Here is a 20,203-nt window from a genome sequence, read left to right on the forward strand (position 1 = left end):
GCCGAACAACCAAAGAGGCGAGCGGCTAGTTGATGAGACGCGTTGTCGTAACGGGGCTGGGGACGGTCAACCCGCTCGGATGCGGGGTCGAAACAGCCTGGGCCAACGCGCTTGCAGGTAAAAGCGGCGCTTCGAAGGTCGATCATTTCGAGGTCTCCGACCTCGCATGTCAGATCGCCTGCCAGATTCCCCGCGGTGACGGGGCGAACGGCACGTTCAATCCCGACGACTGGATGGAGCTGAAGGAGCGTCGCAAGGTCGACGATTTCATCGTCTTCGCCATGGCCGCCGCGGAACAGGCGCTCACCGATGCCGACTGGAAGCCGAAGTCCTACGAGGACCAGACCCGCACGGGCGTGCTGATCGGCTCGGGAATCGGTGGCCTCATGGGTATCGAGGAAGGTGCGATGACGCTCCGCGACCGCGGCCCGCGTCGGCTGTCGCCGTTCTTCATCCCCGGCCGGCTGATCAATCTCGCGTCGGGATACGTGTCCATCCGCTACGGCCTCAAGGGGCCGAACCATGCGGTGGTGACCGCCTGCTCGACGGGGGCGCACGCCATTGGCGACGCGGCCCGCCTGATCGCGCTCGAGGATGCCGACGTGATGGTCGCCGGCGGCTCGGAATCGCCGATCGGCCGCCTTTCGCTGGCGGGCTTTGCCGCCTGCCGCGCACTGTCCACACATTTCAACGACGCGCCCGAGAAGGGCTCACGGCCTTATGATCGCGACCGCGACGGCTTCGTCATGGGCGAGGGCGCCGGCGTCGTCGTGCTCGAGGAATACGAGCACGCCAAGGCCCGCGGCGCGCGGATCTACGGCGAGGTGATCGGCTACGGCATGTCCGGCGACGCCTATCACATCACCGCGCCGTCGGAAGACGGCGACGGGGCGTTCCGGTGCATGACCGCGGCCCTCAAGCGGGCGGGAATCACGCCGGCCGACATCGACTACATCAACGCGCACGGGACCTCGACGCCGATGGGCGACGAGATCGAACTCGGCGCGGTGGAGCGGCTGATGGGCAATGCGGCGGGCGGCCTCACCATGTCGTCGACCAAGTCCGTCACCGGCCATCTTCTCGGTGCGGCCGGGGCCGTCGAGGCGATCTTCTCGCTGCTCGCCATCCGCGACAACAAGATCCCGCCGACGATGAATCTCGACAATCCTTCGATCGAGACGGCCATCGATCTCGCGCCAAACGCCATGCGGGAGCGGGAGGTCAACATTGCGCTCTCGAATTCCTTCGGCTTTGGCGGTACGAACGCGTCATTGGTGTTCCGCAGCGTCGACGCATAAGCCCGCGCCGGCCTGACGGGATCTGGCCACAATCGGCGGTCACGAAGCGGTCTCGGCATCGTCTCCGATCGCCGGTTGAGCGTGTGTCGCGGATCAGGGAATCAGGATGAACAAGGACGCGTCAGACAAGCCCGGTCCGGGCAATCGCAACCGGCCTAGGCCCGTCGCCGCGCGTCCGTCCCCGCGCAGCCCGCGCGAGGCGCTGCAGCCGGAGATCGCCCCGCCGCCGCCGCCGAAGGTGCGGTCGCGCCAGGCGCGGCATCCGGTCGTCATCGTCCTGAACTTCTTCCTGACCCTCGGGCTGATCGGCGCCTTCGCCGCCGGCGTCGGGCTGTACTGGAGCCGCTACGAGTACCTGTCGGCCGGGCCGAACGGCTCCGACGCGAACTTCTTCGTCGACCAGGGCGCAACGGTCGAGGGCGTCGCCGCCCAGCTGGAGGACCGCGGCCTGATCTCCAACCGCTGGATCTTCGTCGGCGCGGCGCAGATGCTGAAGACCGCCACCAAGATCAAGGCCGGCGAGTACCTCATCCCCGCCCACGCCAGCATGGATTCCATCATGGAGAAGCTGGTCGAGGGGCGCTCGATCCAGCATGCCATCACCATTCCCGAGGGCCTGACCAGCGCGCAGATCATCGCGCGCATCAACGAGAACCCGATTCTCGTCGGCGACATCGGGTTCATCCCGGCCGAGGGCAGCCTGCTTCCCGAGACCTACAAGTTCACCCGGGGGGCCAACCGCCAGGATGTGCTGGAGCGGATGCAGCGGGCGCACCAGAAGGTGGTCGACGATGCCTGGGAACACCGCAACGAAGACCTGCCGCTGAAGACCAAGGCCGACGTCGTCACGCTCGCCTCGATCGTCGAGAAGGAGACCGGACGGGCCGACGAGCGCACCCGGGTGGCGGCCGTCTTCCTGAACCGTCTCAAGAAGGGCATGAAGCTGCAGTCGGATCCGACGATCCTCTACGGCCTGTATGGCGGCGAGGCATGGGAGAAGTCGCGGACGATCTACCGTTCCGACATGCAGCGCCCGAACGCCTACAACACCTATCAGATCGAAGGCCTGCCGCCGGGCCCGATCGCCAACCCGGGCCGGGCCTCCATCGAGGCGGTGACCAACCCGTCGCGCACCGACGACCTCTATTTCGTGGCCGACGGCACCGGCGGCCACGCCTTCTCCGAGACCTACGCGGAGCACCAGCGCAACGTCGAGAAGTGGCGCGCCGTCGAAGCCAACCGTCCCACCGAAGGGACGGACAATTGATGCCGTCCTCCGCGAACGGTCCGTCCGCGCCGCTGCTGATGCGCCGGGGGTTCCGGCGATGAGCCTCTCGTCGATGACCGGCTTTGCCGCCGCCCGCGGGACCAGCGGCAGCGTCAACTGGCTGTGGGAGGCACGTTCGGTGAACGGGCGGGGCCTGGATCTCCGGGTGCGCCTGCCCCAGGGCTGGGAGCGCTTCGACCCGATCGTGCGCGACCTCGCCACCAAGCGCTTCAAGCGCGGCTCCGTCTCCATTTCGCTGAGCCTTTCCCAGGTCGACACGGTGACCCGCTACGCCATCAACGAGCCGCACCTCAACGCGCTGCTCGAGCTGGTGCGTCCGCTGCAGGAGCGGGGCGACGTGGCGCCCCCGACGGCCGACGGCCTGCTCGCGATCAAGGGCGTGCTGGAACCCGTCGACGAGGGATCCAACGGCAACGGCGACAAGGAGCTCGAGGCCGCGGTCCGCGACGGCATCCAACGGACGCTCGATGCGCTGCACGACAACCGGCTGTCGGAAGGCGCCCGTCTCGGCGACGTCGTCGGGCGGCAGGTCGCGACGATTTCGGGGCTGTCCAAGTCGGCTCGGGCCCATCCGTCGCGCACCTCCGAGGCCATCCGTGAACGGCTTGCCGCGCAGGTCGCGGCGCTGCTCGACGCGTCCGCCTCGTTCGACAGTGTCCGCCTGCATCAGGAGGCGGCCCTTCTCGCCGCCAAGGCTGACATCGCCGAGGAGATCGACCGGCTCGACGGCCACGTCGATGCGGCCACCACGCTGCTCGCGGAGGGCGGCGCCGTCGGACGCCGGCTCGATTTCATCGCCCAGGAATGCCATCGCGAAGCGAACACCCTGACCGCCAAGTCGGTGCACCGCGAGGTGACGGCGATCGGTCTCGACCTCAAGGTCGTGGTCGACCAGCTCCGCGAGCAGGTCCAGAACATTGAGTAGCCCCGCCGTGCCCGAGACGACGACTGTCCCGATCCGGCGCGGGGTCATGCTCGTGCTGTCGTCGCCGTCCGGAGCCGGAAAGACGACGCTGTCGCGCGCGGTGTTGGATACGGACGACAACATCGAGCTGTCGATCTCGGCGACGACGCGCGCCAAGCGGATGAGCGAGGCGGACGGCGTGCACTACCACTTCGTCAGCCAGCGCGCGTTCGAGGCGATGCGGGACCAGGACGAACTGCTGGAATGGGCCGAGGTGCACGGCAACTACTACGGCACGCCGCGCGCGCCGGTGGAGGCCGCCCTCGCCAGGGGCGAGGACATCCTCTTCGACATCGACTGGCAGGGAACCCTGCAGCTCTACAAGACCTGCCGGGAGGACGTCGCCTCGATTTTCATTCTGCCGCCTTCGGGCAAGGAGCTGAAGGCGCGCCTGGAACGCCGGGCCGAGGACGACCCGGAAACCATCGCGAAGCGGCTCGTCAATGCCAAGACCGAGCTGGCACACTGGCACGAGTACGACTACGTGATCGTCAACGACGATCTCCAGCGGGCACTCGCCGGCGTCCGGGCGATCCTGTCCGCCGAGCGCCTCAAGCGCACGCGGGCACCGGCGCTGGACGGCTTCGTCGATCGGCTGATCGGCGATCTCTGAGCCCGGCCGATCTCAGGAATTGCTCTCAACCGTCTGATTTCAGGTCGATTCAGGCCTAGAGCATTTCCCGTTCAGATCGCAGCGATCTGACCGAAACGGATTTGCTCAAGGTATTGATTCTGGAGCCATTTCTTATCGGTCAGGTGAGTCCACTTGACCGGAAAGGCTCTATTGGTCGGGGCTTGGCCCGGCCTTGCGGGCTGCCTCGACGGCCCGGGCGAGCGCCACGAACCCTTCCACCGGCACATTCTCCGCCCGCTCGGTCGGCTCCAGTCCGGCCGCCTCGATCAGGGCCATCGTGTCGAGGCCGAGGGTCTTCAGGCTCTGGCGCAGCATCTTGCGGCGCTGGCCGAAGGCGGCCGCGGTGACCCGGCTCAGGATGCGTCCGTCGCAGGCGAGCGGCTCGGCGCGCGGCCGGACGTGCACCACCGACGACCACACTTTCGGCGGCGGGGTGAACGCCTTCGGCGTCACGTCGAACATGATCCGCGCCTCGGCCCGCCATCCGGTGAGCACGCTGAGGCGACCGTAGCTGTCGCTGCCCGCGGCGGCGACGAGGCGCTCGGCCACCTCGCGCTGGAACATCAGCGTCAGCGACTGCCACCAGGGCGGCCACGGGTCGGTCTCCAGCCAGCCGACCAGCAGGGCCGTTCCGACGTTGTAGGGAAGGTTTGCCACCACCGCGCCGGGCCGCCCCTCAAGGCGTGCGGCCATGTCGACCTGGAGGGCGTCGCCCTCGACGATGTCCAGCCGGTCCGGATAGTGGGCGGCGATCTCGCCGAGCGCGGCGATGCAGCGGCGGTCGCGCTCGATCGCCACCACCTTCGCTGCTCCCTCCATCAGGAGCGCGCGGGTGAGGCCGCCCGGACCCGGGCCGACCTCGATGATGGTCATCTGCGACAGGTCGCCGGCGGTGCGCGCGATGCGCCGGGTCAGGTTGAGGTCGAGCAGGAAGTTCTGGCCGAGCGACTTGCGCGCGGACAGCTCGTGCTCGCGGATGACGTCGCGCAGCGGCGGCAGCGGATCGTCAGACATGGGCGGCGGTTTTCCGGCCGGCAGCGGTCATCCGGTCGGCCATGGCGATCGCCGCCAGGAAGCTGTCTGGCCGCGCCCGGCCGCTGCCGGCGAGGTCGAAGGCGGTTCCGTGGTCGGGGGACGTGCGCACGAACGGCAGCCCCAGGGTCACGTTGACGGTCTCGTCGAAGGCCAGCGTCTTCACCGGAATCAGCGCCTGGTCGTGGTACATGGCCAGCACCACGTCGTAGGTGGTGCGGGCGGCGGCCGAGAAGATCGCGTCGGCTGGGAAGGGGCCGCGCGCATCGATGTTGCGCAACTGCAGCTCGCCGACGGCCGGCGCCACGATGAGCTCGTCCTCGTGTCCGAGCGCGCCGCCTTCGCCGGCGTGGGGATTGAGGCCGGTGACGGCGAGACGCGGGGTGGCGATGCCGAACCGGTCGACGAGGTCACGCGCCACGATCTGACCGGCGGTCACGATCATCGCCGCCGTCAGCGCACCGGGCACGTCGCGCAGCGGAATGTGCACGGTCACAGGGACCGTCCTGAGATCGGGGCCGGCCAGCATCATGATGGGGGTGGCGGTGACCCCGAACAGGCGCTGCGCCAGCGTGCCCAGATATTCGGTATGGCCGGGATGGGTGAATCCCGCGGCGTAGAGCGTGCGCTTGTGGATCGGCGCGGTGACCACCGCGCGCGCCGTTCCGGAACGGATCGCCCCGACGCAGGTATCGATGGAGGCGATCACGCCGTCGGCGTCGGCGCTGCTCGGTTCGGCCGGCCGGCCGCACGCGGCGTGGCCGGTGGCGACGACGGGAAGCGCATCGGCAAACACGCTCGCTGCGTCGGCCTCGGCGCACGCCTGGATGGCCACATCGAGCCCGAGCAGGTCGGCGCGCCGGGCAAGGAAGTCCGGATCGGCGGCAACGAAGAACGGCGGCAGCCCGCGGGCGCGGCGCTCCAGCCAGGACTGCAGGATCAGGTCGGGCCCGACGCCGGCCGGCTCACCGAGGGTGACCGCCAGCGGAAGGGCGGGAGAGGGAGGTGTGCGATCCACCATCCCTCAGCGCCGTTCGATCACGGCGTCCTTTCTGAGGTTGCGGAGATACTGCCGCGAGAACAGCGCTCCTTCCTCGCCGATGATCTCCGACTGGACCTCCTGGATCGCCGCTTCGGTGCTGCGCACGGTATCTTTGGCGCAGACGGCGTACATCTCCAGGCCTTCATCGGTCTTGTCGGGGGCGGAGAGGTGACCGACTTCGGTGGTTTCGATGAGTTTCAGGACGTTGTCGGGGATCTCGTTCGACGTGCGGCGGCCGGCCTGCTTCACCACGACGCCCTTCGCCTGCTTGGCAAGATCCAGGCCGGTGTCGCAGGAGGTAAAGCGCGAGCGGAGCTGCCGGGCCGTGGTCTCGGCGGAGGAGACTTCGCCGCGCGAGGCCGACTTCGGAATGACCACGATGACCCGTTCGAGGAGATACTGGGACGTTTCCTTGCTGGACTCCGTGCCCTTGCTGCGCAGCGTGGCAATCAGATCCTGCTCGGTGACCTTGCGGGAGGAGCGGAAGCGCGTTCCAACCACCCGGCTCCACGCCAGCTGCACGCGCAGCCGGTCCTTGAGCGTCTCCGGATTGACGCCGTTCTGGTTGAGTGCCGTGGCGAAATTCGCGGGCGACAGCTTCACCCGCGTGGCGATCTCGGCGAAGGCCTCGTTTACCTGGGCGTCGGAGATCGTGACGTTCGCGCGCTTGGCCTCCTGGCGCTGCAGGACTTCGTCGATCAGCTGCTCGATGGCCTCTTCGCGCACGTTGCCCTTGGCACCGGTCAGCTTGAGAAGCCGGGCACGCTGATCGATCGCGTAGTTGGTGATCGCCTGGTCGTTGACGACGACCTCGATGCGCGTCGCCGCCTCGCCTGGCCCCGCAAGCATGATGCAGATGCCGAGCAGAGCTCCCAAGCTCGCCAAGACGGCCCGGACGGGTCGAGTCGCTGTCGCCACGAATATCCTCCTGCTGGATGCGCTGTCATCCATCCCGCCCCCACGTCAAGTCGGAGCCGGTTCAACGTTCTGATGTCATTCTACAGGATCGAGTGCCCACTTCGTAGGGCGAAAGCGTGGCAAACCGGCGATCTAGGCGATCCGCAGGCCTCAGTTGCTCAGATAATCGCTGAGGCCGGTCGACAGGTCGCTGTCGCCGAGCGTGCGCAGCCCGAAGCGCAGGAACACCGAGCGGTCGATATCGGTGGTGTCGCTGCGGTCCTCGGCGAAGGTCACCGACACCGACAGCGAATCGTCGTCATAGCCGACGCCGAAGCCGTCGCGCACGATGCCGGAATCCTCCAGATCGTAGCGCACGCGGCCGAACAGCCGCCATTTGCGCAGCAGCTGCAGGCTCGCCGCACCCTGAACTTCGCTGCGGTCGTCGTTGATGCCGAGGTCGGGCTGGGCGCGCAGGAAGGCGTAGATGAGCTGCGACGTCAGGGGGCCGCTGACGCCCGTCGCCTGGGCCTCGAAGCGGTTGGTCTGCAGGTCCTCGTTGTCGAAGCGGCCCTGGGCGCTCATGCGCACGCCCATGTTGGTATCGAGGTAGAGGCTTGCGATGTAATCGGACTGGTCGGTCTCCAGGCCGGAATACTGGGTCGCGTCGAGAATGCCGGGAACCGCGTAGGAGTTCTCGCCGGCCAGCTGGAACGACTGGCCGACCAGGCCCGAGATGAAGCCGCCCGAATAGGTGGCGACCGTGTACTTCATGCCGAGGTTGGCGCGGGTGCCGCCTTCGACGCGGTCGAAGCCGGAGAACTTGTCGGCGTCGAACAGCGTCGTGTCGTCGAAGACGATGCTCTGCGCGTCTTCGTTGGGCAGCTTGCCGATGCTGGTCTCGTTCGGGCGCACCACGATCTGGCCGATCGGTTCGAACAGCTGGGTGCCCCAGGAGTGGGCGCTGAGCCATGGGTAGCGGTAGGTGACGCCCGCCGCCGGCATGGCCCGCGCGACCAGCGTCTCGCCCTCGAGCGCGCCGACGTTGTTGTCGGTGGAATTGAGGACGAACAGGTCGGCCTGGGCCGACACGAACGGCGTGAAGACCTGGCCGATCGGATCGATCATCTGTCGGCGCCATTCCGACTTGGCGGAGGTCCGGGTGAACGTTCCTGCGACGCCACGGAAGCGGGCCTGGCCCGTCGACGTGAAGATCGCGTCGGTTTCCTGGCGCGTCAGCGAGGTGAAATTGGTGTCGAAGGACAGCTCGCCGCCCAGGATCGACTGGCCGATGAGGCCGTTATAGTCGATCACCGGATGGACGTAGGGCTGCTTTTCCTGCTGGTCGATGCCGGAGCCCGTGAACGGCGAGCCGGCCGGCGGCTGGGTCGTGCCAGCGTAGACATAGTCCTCGCGCAGGATCTGATACGCGTAGCCGCGCATGTCGAAGTAGTTGTTCCTGCCGAGACCCGTCAGGAAGATCGACGAGGTGCTCGTCGACTGCCACAGCTTGGCATAGTCGTCGGCGAAGGTGACGTCGCTGAACAGCGCCGCGTCCCAGCCCCACGTCCAGCGCGGATTGATCCGGAAGGCGCCGTGCGTGGTGACCACGCCGCGCCAGTCGGTGTCGCCGGCGTGGCCGGAGAACGCCTCGGGATCCAGCTGGTAGATCCCCGCGCCGCGCACCGTCATTTCGCCGGAGCGGAACGTCTTGCGGAATTCCGCGTCCAACAGCAGGCCCTGGCGCGACAGCGGCGTCGCGATGAACGTGACGTCGTAGCTCTCCGCCGCCGCCCAGAAATACGGGATCGACGCGCCGAACCCGAGGTCCTCCGAATAGAACGCGCTCGGGCGGAGGAAGCCCGACTTGCGCTTCACGGTCGGGTCGGGGTGGCTGAAATAGGGGAAGTAGGCCACCGGCACGCCCCAGAACTCCAGGCGCGGCGAGGTGTAGCTGATCCGCTGCTCGGTCTTGTTGTGGACGATCTTGGTCGCCTTGATCTGCCAGGTCGGCGGCCGGTCCGGATGGGCGAGGCAGGAGTAGCAGGCGGTGTAGACGCCCTTGTACATCGTCGTGACGTCGCCGTTCTCGCGCTCGGCGCGTTCGGCGGCGATGCGCGTCCGGTTCACCGCGTCGATGCGCAGTGCCTCGACGAAGCCGTCGCGGAAGTCGTCGGTCAGCTCGATCGTCTCCGCGACGATGATGTTCTCGTCGGGTTCGGTGAGCTTGGCACCGCCTTCGGCCCGGAAGCGGCCGGTCGTGCGGTCGAGGCGGACCGTGTTCGCGAACAGGGTGTAGCCGTTGTAGTACATCTCGACGTTGCCGACGGCCGAGATGACGTCCTGGTCCTTGTCGTAAATGAGCTCGTCGGCCTGCAGCACGAGCTGCGATTCCTCAGGCGCACGCACGCCGAAGAGGTCATCGCCGGCGGCGACCTGCGCAAAGCCGGTGGAGGGTGCAAACAGGAAAAGCACGCTGACCATCACGCACGCCAGCGCACGCGCATTCCGTCGCCGGGACCGACGACGAGGGTGCGAGCGCTTTGTGCCCGTCTGCAACATGCAACGGGTGCCCAGCCTCATCCGTCCTCCTGGTGCAGCAGGATCGAAACGCCCAACAATATCGCAGCCAGGCCGGGAGCCCACGCGGCTGCCGCCGGCGCGATCACCCCGGCGCCCCCTAGGTCACTCGTGATCTCTGCCGTAACATAAAGCACGAACCCGGCAGCGACGCCACCAGCAATGGCGCGCGCAATGCCGCCCAATCGAGCGAGCCTTAACGAAACGGTAGCGGCGATCAGAACCATGGCTGCGAGCAGGACCGGACGGGCGAGAAGGGACTGGAAGCGCAGCCGATATCGGTAGGCCGGAAGGCCGGCGCGCTTGGTGAGGGTGATCACGGACGGCAGGCGCCAGAACGGAACGGCGTCGGGCTGTCCGATCGTTTCCCGCACCTCGGTGGGGGTGAGAAACGTGGAGACGGAATAGGTGTCATGGTTCGTCGCCTCTCCGTCCGTGGAGTAGGCCGTCGCGTCCCGCAGGAGCCATTCTCCGTCACTGAGTATCGCCTCCTTCGCGTTGATGCGCTGCCTGAACGTGTTGTTGTCGTCGAACTGGTAAACTACAACTGCGAACAAATGCTTGCCATTCTCGACGACCTGTCCGGCATGGACGATGGATTCCCCGTCGTCGCCGTCCTGGCGGAACCACACGTCGCCGGTGGTCTGGATCAGGGCCTTCTGCTCGCCCTCGAAAAGGGTCGCCCCAAGCAGGTTGGCGCGCTCCTTCAGCACGGCGGAGACCGGATTGTAGATCGTCGTTGCGGCGATGCCGATCGCCACCGCGACGACGAGGGGCGGCAGGATGAACTGCCAGACCGAGACCCCCGACGCGCGCACGACGACGAGCTCCAGCCGGCGGGAGAGGCCGATGAAGGCCGCGATCGAGCCGAACAGGACCGCGAAAGGCAGGAACTCCTCGGTGAGGGACGGGGTGCGGAGGCTGGAAATCAGGAGCGCGCGAAGCACGGTGACACTGTCTGAGTCACTCGTGCGGCGCAACAGCTCGAGGAAGTCGGCCAGCAGGATGATCGCGCTTCCCAACAGGAAGACCGCCGCGATCCAGCTGACGAACCGAATGGCGAGATAGCGGGGGAGGATCGAGCCGCTCATGACGCGGCCCGCTTGCGGCGCATGGTCAGCGGCTTGCCGGCTCGGGATTCGGTCATCCGCTTGATCCAGTCGGAAATCGCCGCCGTGGCGCGGTCGTGAACGGTGATGGTCCGGTCGGTCAGGATGATCCACAGCGACAGCGCGCTGAAGCCGATCGGGATGCCGTACATGGCGACGGTGGCGATGGGGAAGCGGACGGCGAGCGTCGTCGCGACGAAGCCCAGGAAGCGGACGGCGCCGATCGCCACGATGGCGCCCATCACCGCCGATGTCCGGCCCTGGCGCAGGGTCTGCGGATCGCCGACGAACAGAAAGCCCAGCAGCACGAGCGCGATCGGATAGAGCGGCTGCGACAGCCGGTCGTGGAACTCCACGCGGAACCGGTCGGCGTTGTTCTTGGCGTACTCGTCGTCCGGCGGCGGGTTCATCAGCTCGAACACAGTGCGCTCGCTCGGCCGGAACGTGGTCGACACGTTGTTCGGGAGCATGCTGGTCAGGTCGAACGCATAGGCGTCGAACTGGACGATCGACATCTCGTCGTTGCGGCGGTCGAAGCGCTGCATCGATCCGTCGCGCATGACCAGGAGGGTGGTGTCGGCGGTCTCCACGATGCGGCCGGAGGCGGCCAGATAGGTCTGGCTGCGCTCTGGATCGCGTTCGTCGGACAGCACCAGACCCTGCAGCGATCCGTCGCGCAGGCGGTCGCGGATGTGAACCGTCAGCCCCTGTTCCATCGACATGAAGCGGCCGGGCTGCAGCACCGTCGCGATGACGTCCGCGCGCACCTTGGTGATCAGGACGCGCACGTTCTTCAACCCCATCGGCGCGACGTAGGTGGAAACCCCCAGCATGGCGATGGTGACGAGCACGCCGAGAATCATACTGGGCTTCAGGAGCTGCCAGCGCGAATTGCCGGCGGCGCTCATCACCACCAGCTCGCTGTCGCCGTTGAAGCTGTTGTAGACGGTGACCATCGCCATCACGAGCGCGATGGGCGCGGTGAGCAGCATCAGAAAGGGGATCGCCAGCAGGGTGAGTTCGAGAAACAGGCCGATCGTCTGGCCCTTGGAGGTGACGACGTCGAGCTGGCGCAGGGCCTGAGTCGTCCACACCACGGCGGTGAGGACGAGCATGACGGCCAGGAAGCCAGTCGTCACCCGCCGGAAAATGTAGAGTTGGATCAGACGCATCTACTCGGAACCAGGATCGTCGCTTGCCGCCGCGTTCTTGTTAGCGTGCCTTTGCCGCCGGTGCACCCGTCGATTTGAGCACATCCAAACTTGCCCGGCCGGCCGCAATCCGCAGCAGCCGACCGTCGCGCCGCCGATAGTCGGCATTTGCGGCTTCCGCGAGACGACCGCCTTGCGGGCAACCGTGTTGGGGTCCATTTTCCCGATCGGTGCCGATCGTCACAAGTCCTCCCTCCCGCCGTCCACTCCGCCAGCGAGGTTTGCGTTGTCATGACTGCTTCTCCCACCATCCGTTTCGTTGAAACCGCCCGTCCGACGGAGGGCTCCGTCGTGCTGTTCGTCGACGATCAGCGCGCATTCGGGGCCATCGGCCGCGCCCTCGACGACGAAGCGGGCGGCCTGCTAACGCGGGCCATGGAGCTGGCCAAGTTCAAGGGCAAGCGGCTCAAGACGATGGAGCTGCTCGCTCCCGCGCACCTTCCCTATGACCGGATCGTGATCGCCGGGCTCGGTTCCGATACGCCGAGCGAAGCCGAGTGGACCTCGCTTGGTGGCGCCGTGTCGGGTGCGCTGTCCGGCGGCGGCGCCGTCACGGTGGTCGCCGAGCGCCCGGGCCACGTCGCCGTTTCGGCCGAGGATGCGGCCAGGCTGGCGCTCGGCATGATGCTGCGCGCCTACGGGTTCGACCGCTACAAGACCAAGTCCGACAACGGCGACAAGGATGCCCCTGGCGCCGATATCTCCATTGCGGTTGCCGACCCGTCGGCCGCGGAGGGTGCCTGGCAGTCGGTGAAGGGCATCGGCGAGGGCGTCATCCTCGCCCGCGATCTCGTCAACGAGCCGGCCAACGTGCTCGGCCCGGTCGAGTTCGCCGAGAAGGCTGCGGCGCTTTCCGCGCTCGGCGTCGAGGTCGAGGTCCTCGAGGAACCCGACATGCGCAAGCTGGGCATGAATGCGCTGCTCGGGGTCTCCCAGGGATCCGAGCGTCCGCCGCGCCTCGTCGTGATGCGCTGGCAGGGCGGGGCCGCCGATGCCCAGCCGCTGGCGATCGTCGGCAAGGGCGTCGTGTTCGACACCGGCGGCATCTCCATCAAGCCGGCGGCCGGCATGGAGGACATGAAGGGCGACATGGGCGGAGCGGCGTGCGTCGTCGGGCTGATGCATGCGCTCGCCTCCCGCAAGGCCAAGGCCAACGTGATCGGGGTCATCGGGCTGGTGGAGAACATGCCGGATGGCAAGGCCCAGCGCCCGGGTGACATCGTCACGTCCATGCAGGGCCAGACGATCGAGATCATCAACACCGACGCTGAAGGCCGCCTCGTCCTCGCCGATGCGCTCCACTACACGATCGACCGGTTCAAGCCGCGCTTCGTCGTCGACCTGGCGACGCTGACCGGCGCGGTGATCATTGCGCTCGGCCACTTCAACGCCGGCCTCTTCTCCAACGACGACGGACTGGCGGGCGAGTTCGCCGCCGCCGGCATCGCCACCGGCGACACCGTCTGGCGGCTGCCGGTCAGCGCCGAGTACGACAAGCTGATCGATTCGAAGTTCGCCGACATGAAGAACACCGGCGGGCGGGCCGCGGGGTCCATCACCGCGGCGCAGTTCCTCAAGCGGTTCGTGGGCGAAACTCCGTGGGTGCATCTCGACATCGCCGGCACCGGCATGGGCGCGCCCGCCAACGAGATCAGCCGCACCTTCGGCTCCGGCTTCGGCGTCCGCCTGATCGATCGGGTCATTGCCGACCACTACGAGGGCTAGCGTCCACCGCAAACCTCTGCCTCCATCCGGTCCGGGGGTCTCCGGTTCGGACGGAGTCAGAATTTCGCTGAGCGACCGAAGCGGACCGGATCCGGTCCGGGATGAGACGGGAAGGGGCGGGTGATGGCGGAGGTGCTGTTCTACCATCTCGAGCGCCAGCCGCTCGAGATGGTGCTGCCGACGCTCCTGGAGCGGTCGCTGCAGCGGGGCTGGCGGGTCGTGGTGCAGACCGGCGACGAGGAACGGCGCGACGCCCTCGATGGACATCTGTGGGCGTATCGGGACGATTCGTTTCTGCCGCACGGCACCGCCCGCGACGGCCATCCCGACCTGCAGCCGGTCTGGCTGACCTGCCTGGACGAAAATCCCAACGGCGCAACCGTCCGCTTTCTGGTGGACCGGGCAAGTTGCGCCGACCTCGCGCCCTACGAGCGGGTCGTCTACCTGTTCGACGGGTTCGACCAGGCGGCGCTCGCCGACGCGCGTCTGCGCTGGAAGGAAGCCAAGGCCGGCGGCCACGGCGTCACCTACTGGCGGCAGGGCGAAGAAGGCGGCTGGACCAAGATGGCCTGAAGCCGTTCCGGATCAACCGGTTGCGAGCGCCTCTTCGTACTCGGCAGAGAGCGCGAGCCAGTTTTCCTCCAGCTGTGCGATTTCCTCGACGGTCCGTGCGCGGTCCTTGGCGAAGCGCGCGCCCTTTTCCGGATTTCCCGAGAAGAGCTTCGGATTGGCGAGCGCGTCGTCCAGCGTGGAAAGCCGCATCCGGGCCGCCTCGATCTGCCGTTCGGCGGCCGAGATCTTCTTCTTCAGCGGCGCCAGCTCGGCGCGGGCCTGGGCGGCTGCCTTGCGGCGATCCTGGGCCTTGCCGCGGCCGCGGTCGTCGCCACCGCCGCCCTTCGACGAGGTGTCGCGCTTCAACACCATCTCCCGGTACTCGGCGAGATCGCCGTCGAAGTCCGAGACGGAGCCGTTGCCGACCAGCCAGAGCCGGTCCGCGCACGCCTCGACCAGGTAGGGATCGTGCGAGATGAGGATGACGGCGCCGGAATAGGCGTTGATCGCCTGCATCAGCGCCTGCCGGCTGTCGATGTCGAGGTGGTTGGTCGGCTCGTCGAGGATGATCATGTGCGGCCCGTCGAAGGTGGCGAGCCCCAAGAGCAGGCGGGCGCGCTCGCCGCCGGAGAGATCCGCCGCCTTGGTGTCCATGCGGGCGCCGGCGAGCCCGAACTGGGCGGTGCGGGCGCGTACCTTCGATTCCGCCACGCCCGGCAGGCGTGCGCGGACATGCTCGACCGGCGTTTCGCCGCCGACCAGTTCGTCGAGCTGGTGCTGGGCGAAGTAGGCGACCTTCAGCTTGTCCGCCTTGACGATGCTGCCGCCCTGAGGCGCGAGCCGCCCGGCCAGGAGCTTGGCGAAGGTGGACTTGCCGTTGCCGTTGGAGCCCAGCAGGGCGATCCGGTCGTCGTCGTCGATGCGGAGATCGAGGCGGGAGAGGATCGGCCTGCCCGGCTCGTAGCCCACCGAGACGTGGTCCATGGCGACGATCGGCGGCGACAGCTTGCCCGGCGGCTCCTGCAGGCGGATCGGCAGCACGGTGTCGTCGACCACCGGGGCGATCTGCTCCATCTTTTCCAGCCGCTTCATGCGCGACTGGGCCTGGCGGGCCTTCGATGCCTTGGCCCGGAAGCGGTCGACGAAGGCCTGCAGGTCCTTGCGCTCGGCCTCCTGCTTGGCGATGCGCTTGCCCTGCAGCACGGCCTGTTCGGCGCGCTGGCGGGCGAACGAATCGTAGCCGCCGGAATAGGTCGTGAGCTTGGTCTGGTCGAGATGCATGATCTGGGTGACGGCGCCGTTCAGCAGGTCGCGGTCATGGGAGATCAGGATCACGGTGTGCGGGTAGCGGGCCAGGTAGGTCTCCAGCCACAGCGTGCCTTCCAGGTCGAGATAGTTGGTCGGCTCGTCGAGCAGCAGCAGATCCGGGGCGGAGAACAGGATGCCGGCCAGTGCCACGCGCATCCGCCAGCCGCCGGAGAATTCGTGGCAGGGGCGGGCCTGGGCCGCGGTCGAGAAGCCCAGGCCGGAGAGGATCCGCGCGCCGCGGGATTCCGCCGAATGGGCGTCGATGTCGGACAGGCGGATGTGAATGTCGGCGATCCGGTTCGGGTCGGTCGCCGTCTCCGCTTCCGCCAGCAGCCGCGCCCGCTCGGTGTCGGCGGCCAGCACCCATTCGATGAGGCTGTCGTCCGAGGCCGGTGCTTCCTGGGCGACGGAGCCGATCCGCGTGGAATTGGGCAGCCGGATGCTGCCGCTTTCCGGGGACAGCTCCCCCTGGATCAGCTTGAACAGCGTCGTCTTGCCGGTGCCGTTGCGACCGACGAAGCCGACTTTGGAGCGCGCCTGCACGGTGGCGCTGGCGCCGTCGAAGAGGGTGCGTCCCGCAATGCGAAAGGTGAGGTCTGAAATCGTGAGCATGGGCGCGTTGTGACGGCAAATGCGCCGCGCGGCAAGCCGGCTTGACGGCAATGCAGCATGGATTCCGTCAGCTCAGGCCGATGCCGGTCTGCAGATTGAAGTAAACGAGGTCGAGCGACGGGGTATCGACCCCGAGTCGCGTCAGCAGCGCTGTGGCCTGGCCACGGTGATGGGTCTGGTGATTGAAGAGATGATGCAGCGCCGGCAGGAGCGGGTAGGTGACATCGGCCGGCTGCGAAAGCGCCCGATAGTGCAGCACCGACGCGAGCTTGTCGTCGTCGAGGCCATCGACGAAACGGTCGATCCGTGCGTCCTCGGCGCGTCTTGCGGCGCGGAGGCGGTCGAAGTCGTCGTAGAGGATCTCGTCCAGCGCGGTCGGTACGGGGCCGGTGCCGGTGAACCGGGACAGCCAGACCCGGTCGCCCACGAGTACGTGATTGAAGGTGCCGTGGACCGACTTGAAGAACGCGCCGAGATCGGCACGGTAGTCGGCATCGGACAGCCCCGCCGCGGCCTCGTACAGGCGCTCGTTGCACCAGGCATTGTAGCTTGCCATCATCTTGAAATGGGCGCGCATGGCGTCGGCTCCGGATTGGGGCTGGATCAATAGCATGGCCGCGGCACCGCATGCGGATGCGTTGTCTGCCGGCCGGAAAAGGGAACAGGGCAGCGGAATGTCGATCGTACTCTATGATCTGTGCGGCGCGAACGACGCGCGCTTCTCGCCCTATTGCTGGCGCGTCAAGATGGCGCTCGCCCACAAGGGTCTGGCGTTCGAGAGCCGGCCGGTCCCGTTCACGCAGATCCCGACGATCGCCGACGGCGCCCAGAAGACGGTGCCGGTGATCGAGGACGACGGCCGCCTCGTGCGCGATTCCTTCGACATCGCGGTCTACCTGGAAGAGACCTATCCGGATCGTCCGAGCCTGTTCGGCGGAGCGGGCGGTCTCGCCGCTGCGCGGTTCATCGAGAGCTGGTCCCGGGTCGTCGTCCACATGGGGCTGACGGGGCTGATCGTCGCCGACGTCCATTCGGTCCTGCAGGACGTCGACGACCGCTATTTCAGGGAAAGCCGCGAGAAGCGGCTGGGTCGGACGCTGGAGGAGGCGCAGTCGGGTCGCGAAGACCGGCTGGAGGCGTTCCGCGCGAGCCTGGCGCCCGCGCGCATGACGCTCGAGCTTCAGCCGTTCCTGGGCGGCAGCACGCCGCTGTTCACCGATTACATCCTGTTCGGGGCGCTCCAGTGGGCGCGCGCCACCAGCCCGTTGCGGGTGCTGGCGGACGACGACCCGCTGGCCGCATGGTTCGATCGCTGCCTCGATCTGCACGACGGCCTCGGCCGGGCGCAGCCGGCGCGCGCCGCCTGATCTGGCGCCAATCCGGCCTGATCGGGACGTTTTGCGGCCGAAACTGGCGCCAATCTGCGGTGGGGGCCTTGCGGGCAATTCGTGCCTAAAGCTATAGCAGCGCGACGCGGCCGGCTTTTGCCGGCTGCCACGCATTCTTCACCGACAGACACTCCGGAAGGAACTGACCGCCATGGCGCTCGAACGTACGTTTTCCATGATCAAGCCGGACGCCACGCGGCGCAACATCACCGGCAAGATCGTCGACCGCCTGGAGTCCGCCGGCCTGCGCGTCGTCGCCCAGAAGCGGATCCTGATGTCGAAGGCCACCGCCGAGGCGTTCTACGCCGTGCACAGCGAGCGTCCGTTCTTCCAGGAACTGACCGAATTCATGTCGTCCGGCCCGGTCGTCGTGCAGATCCTGGAAGGCGAGAACGCCGTCCTGAAGAACCGCGAAGTGATGGGCGCCACCGATCCGGCCAAGGCCGATCCCGGCACCATCCGCGCCGACTTCGCGGAATCCATCGGCGAGAACTCGGTCCACGGCTCCGACGCCGTCGAGACCGCCAAGGAAGAGATGGCCTTCTTCTTCTCCGGGTCCGAGATCACCGGCTGACACGTCACCTGAGCGGGCCGGGCGACCGGAGCCGGTCTCGACGCCTGACACGACAGGGCCTGCCGCGGGACGCCGCGGCAGGCTTTTTCATGTGGGCTCGACGCCTGCGCGGTTACCCCTGCGCGGTCGGCCGCACGACGATCTCGCCGATCTCGACGTCGGCGGGCTGTTCGATGGCGAACGCGATGGCGCGCGCGATCGCCTCCGGCGGAATGGCGATCCGGTCCCGCATCGCGAGAACTTCGGCCTTGAGCCGCTCGTCGGCGACGTGCGTTGCGAAGTCGGTGGCGACGAACCCCGGCGACACGCTGCTCACCCGCAGGGTCGCGCCCGCCTCCTGGCGGAGCGCTTCCAGGATCGTCCGCACGGCGTTCTTGGAGCCGGCATAGACGCCCTGGGTCGGCACGATCCGCAATCCGGCGGTCGAGAGCACCGTGACGAACTGCCCGCTGCCCTGGGCGCGGAAGGCGGGGAGCGCGGCCGCGATGCCGTAGAGAGCGCCCTTGAGGTTCACGTCGATGATCTCCTCCCAGTCGTCGACGCGCAGGTCGTCCATCGGCGAGGTCAGTCCGACGCCGGCGCAGCCGACGAGCACGTCGAGGCGACCGAATCGGTCGACGGCTGTGGCGACGAGCGCCTTGAGGTCATCGCGGCGCCGCACGTCGGTCTCCTGGCAGACGGCTGTCCCGCCGGCCGCTTCGATCCGGCGGGTCACGTCGGCGAGCCGGTCGCCCCGGCGCGCCCCGAGCACGACCTTGGCGCCGCGCTCCGCCAGCAGCAGGGCGGTCGCCTCGCCGATGCCGCTGCTCGCCCCGGTGATCGCCACCACCTTGTCCTTCAGTCCCATCATGTCGACCGTCGCTTTCTCACCTGTTGCGGCCATCCGGCCGCGGTGAGACAAGGCTATGGCGGAACGCTGGGATTAAGAATGATCGAAAGTCCCCGAAGCATGCGTGAGAGTACCGGAATGGACGGCGACCCGATCTCGGACATCCTCGCGCTGACCGATGCGCGCACCACCGTGAGCGGCGGCTTCACGGCGGGCGGCGACTGGGCCATCCGCTTTCCGCCGCCGGGCCGGATCAAGTTCTTCGCGCTCGTCCGTGGCCATTGCACCCTGCGGATGGACGGCAGCGACGCAGCCGTCCCAATCGCGAGCGGCGACGTGTTCCTGCCCTCGGCGGCCTGCGGGTTCGTGCTGTCGGGCGGGGCGGGCGCCGCGCCGCGCGATGCGGTGCAGCTGTTCGCCGGTGCCACCGACACCATCGTCGACGCCGGCGGCGACGACTGTCTCGTCATCGGCGGCCATGTCCACCTGAACCCGGTGAGCGGCAGCCTTCTGTCGGACATCCTGCCGCCGCTCATCCGGGTGCCGGCGGCCGCCGAGGGCGCGGCGGCGATGCGCTGGCTTGTCGATCAGCTGATGGTGGAACGCGCCGGGCGCGCGCCGGGTGCCGAGGTCGCGCGGGCGCAGCTTGCCCAGCTCGTGTTCGTGCACCTCATCCGTGCCCACCTGGCGGGCGGCGACGACGTGCCCAGGGGGCTGCTGCGCGCCGCCGGCGATCCGCGCCTGATGGCGGCGCTGCGGCTGATCCACGGCGATCCCGCGCGCCGCTGGCAGCTTGCCGACCTGGCATCCGCCGCCGGCATGTCGCGGACGAATTTCGCGCTCCGCTTCAAGGAAGCGGCGGGCATTGCCCCGCTTGCCTACCACACCCAGTGGCGGATGCGGCTTGCCGACCGGATGCTGCGGGAGGACCGCGCGCCGATCGCGGCGGTCTCCCGGGCGCTCGGCTACGCCTCCGAGAGCGCGTTCAGCAACGCGTTCAAGCGGGTGACCGGCCTGGCGCCGCATCATCACCGGCGGGCGGCGGGCGCGCGGTCCGGATCCTGAGTTCTCAGGCCGCGACTTCGCCCGGTCTCGAAAAGAAAAGGCCCCGGAGCGCTCGCCCCGGGGCCTGTGTCGTGTCGGCCTGTGTGCGCCCGAAG

18 protein-coding genes are annotated in these 20,203 nt (G+C 67.9%); 9 read left to right on the forward strand and 9 right to left on the reverse strand.

Annotated elements, in window-relative coordinates:
- Positions 1 to 32: 32 nt before the first annotated feature.
- The 4 genes from fabF (at position 33) to gmk (ending at position 4,163) form a co-directional block, all read left to right on the forward strand.
- Entirely contained in the window at positions 33 to 1,298 is a 1,266-nt protein-coding gene (fabF, locus tag ACSSVZ_RS09160; protein WP_453969507.1) for a beta-ketoacyl-ACP synthase II, read from the forward strand.
- A 106-nt stretch (positions 1,299 to 1,404) separates the two neighbouring features.
- The gene (mltG, locus tag ACSSVZ_RS09165; RefSeq protein WP_453969508.1) at positions 1,405 to 2,565 is read left to right on the forward strand and encodes an endolytic transglycosylase MltG; all 1,161 of its coding nucleotides are present in this window, start codon (positions 1,405 to 1,407) and stop codon (positions 2,563 to 2,565) included.
- A 58-nt stretch (positions 2,566 to 2,623) separates the two neighbouring features.
- Positions 2,624 to 3,511: a YicC/YloC family endoribonuclease gene (locus ACSSVZ_RS09170; protein ID WP_453969509.1), complete on the forward strand. Its 888-nt coding sequence runs from the start codon at positions 2,624 to 2,626 to the stop codon at positions 3,509 to 3,511.
- Between the two features lie 46 nt (positions 3,512 to 3,557).
- Positions 3,558 to 4,163 (forward strand): guanylate kinase, encoded by a 606-nt coding sequence (gene gmk, locus ACSSVZ_RS09175; protein WP_453969603.1) that lies wholly within the window; start codon positions 3,558 to 3,560, stop codon positions 4,161 to 4,163.
- Between the two features lie 168 nt (positions 4,164 to 4,331).
- Here gmk and rsmA read toward each other — a convergent pair whose 3' ends face one another.
- From rsmA to lptF, 6 genes are all read right to left on the reverse strand, one after another.
- A complete protein-coding gene (gene rsmA, locus ACSSVZ_RS09180; protein WP_453969510.1) occupies positions 4,332 to 5,198 on the reverse strand; it encodes a 16S rRNA (adenine(1518)-N(6)/adenine(1519)-N(6))-dimethyltransferase RsmA in 867 nt (288 codons plus the stop codon).
- Positions 5,191 to 6,237, reverse strand: a complete 1,047-nt coding sequence (gene pdxA / locus ACSSVZ_RS09185) for a 4-hydroxythreonine-4-phosphate dehydrogenase PdxA (RefSeq protein ID WP_453969511.1) — start codon at positions 6,235 to 6,237, stop codon at positions 5,191 to 5,193. Before pdxA ends, rsmA begins: the two co-directional genes overlap by 8 nt.
- A 3-nt stretch (positions 6,238 to 6,240) precedes the next feature.
- Complete coding sequence (locus tag ACSSVZ_RS09190; RefSeq protein WP_453969512.1) at positions 6,241 to 7,176, reverse strand: SurA N-terminal domain-containing protein; 936 nt, start codon at positions 7,174 to 7,176, stop codon at positions 6,241 to 6,243.
- A gap of 150 nt (positions 7,177 to 7,326) precedes the next feature.
- Entirely contained in the window at positions 7,327 to 9,639 is a 2,313-nt protein-coding gene (locus tag ACSSVZ_RS09195; protein ID WP_453969513.1) for an LPS-assembly protein LptD, read from the reverse strand.
- 95 nt (positions 9,640 to 9,734) lie between these two features.
- The gene (lptG, locus tag ACSSVZ_RS09200) at positions 9,735 to 10,826 is read right to left on the reverse strand and encodes an LPS export ABC transporter permease LptG (protein ID WP_453969514.1); all 1,092 of its coding nucleotides are present in this window, start codon (positions 10,824 to 10,826) and stop codon (positions 9,735 to 9,737) included.
- Positions 10,823 to 12,016, reverse strand: a complete 1,194-nt coding sequence (gene lptF, locus ACSSVZ_RS09205) for an LPS export ABC transporter permease LptF (protein ID WP_453969515.1) — start codon at positions 12,014 to 12,016, stop codon at positions 10,823 to 10,825. The genes lptG and lptF overlap by 4 nt, the downstream gene beginning before the upstream one ends.
- Before the next feature lie 270 nt (positions 12,017 to 12,286).
- Here lptF and ACSSVZ_RS09210 point away from each other — a divergent pair, with 270 nt between their 5' ends.
- Positions 12,287 to 13,780, forward strand: coding sequence for a leucyl aminopeptidase (locus tag ACSSVZ_RS09210; RefSeq protein ID WP_453969516.1), 1,494 nt, complete (start codon positions 12,287 to 12,289; stop codon positions 13,778 to 13,780).
- A 123-nt stretch (positions 13,781 to 13,903) separates the two neighbouring features.
- On the forward strand, positions 13,904 to 14,353 hold the full coding sequence (locus ACSSVZ_RS09215) for a DNA polymerase III subunit chi (protein WP_453969517.1): 450 nt from the start codon (positions 13,904 to 13,906) through the stop codon (positions 14,351 to 14,353).
- A gap of 12 nt (positions 14,354 to 14,365) precedes the next feature.
- Here ACSSVZ_RS09215 and ACSSVZ_RS09220 read toward each other — a convergent pair whose 3' ends face one another.
- Both ACSSVZ_RS09220 and ACSSVZ_RS09225 read right to left on the reverse strand, forming a co-directional pair.
- Positions 14,366 to 16,252, reverse strand: coding sequence for an ABC-F family ATP-binding cassette domain-containing protein (locus ACSSVZ_RS09220; RefSeq protein WP_453969518.1), 1,887 nt, complete (start codon positions 16,250 to 16,252; stop codon positions 14,366 to 14,368).
- Positions 16,253 to 16,319: 67 nt separating this feature from the next.
- Positions 16,320 to 16,829, reverse strand: coding sequence for a DinB family protein (locus tag ACSSVZ_RS09225; RefSeq protein WP_453969519.1), 510 nt, complete (start codon positions 16,827 to 16,829; stop codon positions 16,320 to 16,322).
- Positions 16,830 to 16,926: 97 nt separating this feature from the next.
- Here ACSSVZ_RS09225 and ACSSVZ_RS09230 point away from each other — a divergent pair, with 97 nt between their 5' ends.
- Positions 16,927 to 17,619: a glutathione S-transferase family protein gene (locus tag ACSSVZ_RS09230; protein WP_453969520.1), complete on the forward strand. Its 693-nt coding sequence runs from the start codon at positions 16,927 to 16,929 to the stop codon at positions 17,617 to 17,619.
- Between the two features lie 172 nt (positions 17,620 to 17,791).
- Positions 17,792 to 18,214, forward strand: a complete 423-nt coding sequence (gene ndk, locus ACSSVZ_RS09235; RefSeq protein WP_453969521.1) for a nucleoside-diphosphate kinase — start codon at positions 17,792 to 17,794, stop codon at positions 18,212 to 18,214.
- A 112-nt stretch (positions 18,215 to 18,326) separates the two neighbouring features.
- On the opposite strand, the gene ACSSVZ_RS09240 is transcribed toward ndk, so the two are convergent.
- Positions 18,327 to 19,064: an SDR family oxidoreductase gene (locus tag ACSSVZ_RS09240; RefSeq protein ID WP_453969522.1), complete on the reverse strand. Its 738-nt coding sequence runs from the start codon at positions 19,062 to 19,064 to the stop codon at positions 18,327 to 18,329.
- 99 nt (positions 19,065 to 19,163) lie between these two features.
- Between ACSSVZ_RS09240 and ACSSVZ_RS09245 the strand changes: the two genes are divergently transcribed.
- Positions 19,164 to 20,108, forward strand: a complete 945-nt coding sequence (locus tag ACSSVZ_RS09245) for an AraC family transcriptional regulator (RefSeq protein ID WP_453969523.1) — start codon at positions 19,164 to 19,166, stop codon at positions 20,106 to 20,108.
- Positions 20,109 to 20,203: the final 95 nt, after the last annotated feature.

It is taken from the genome of Amorphus sp. MBR-141 (genome assembly GCF_053628695.1).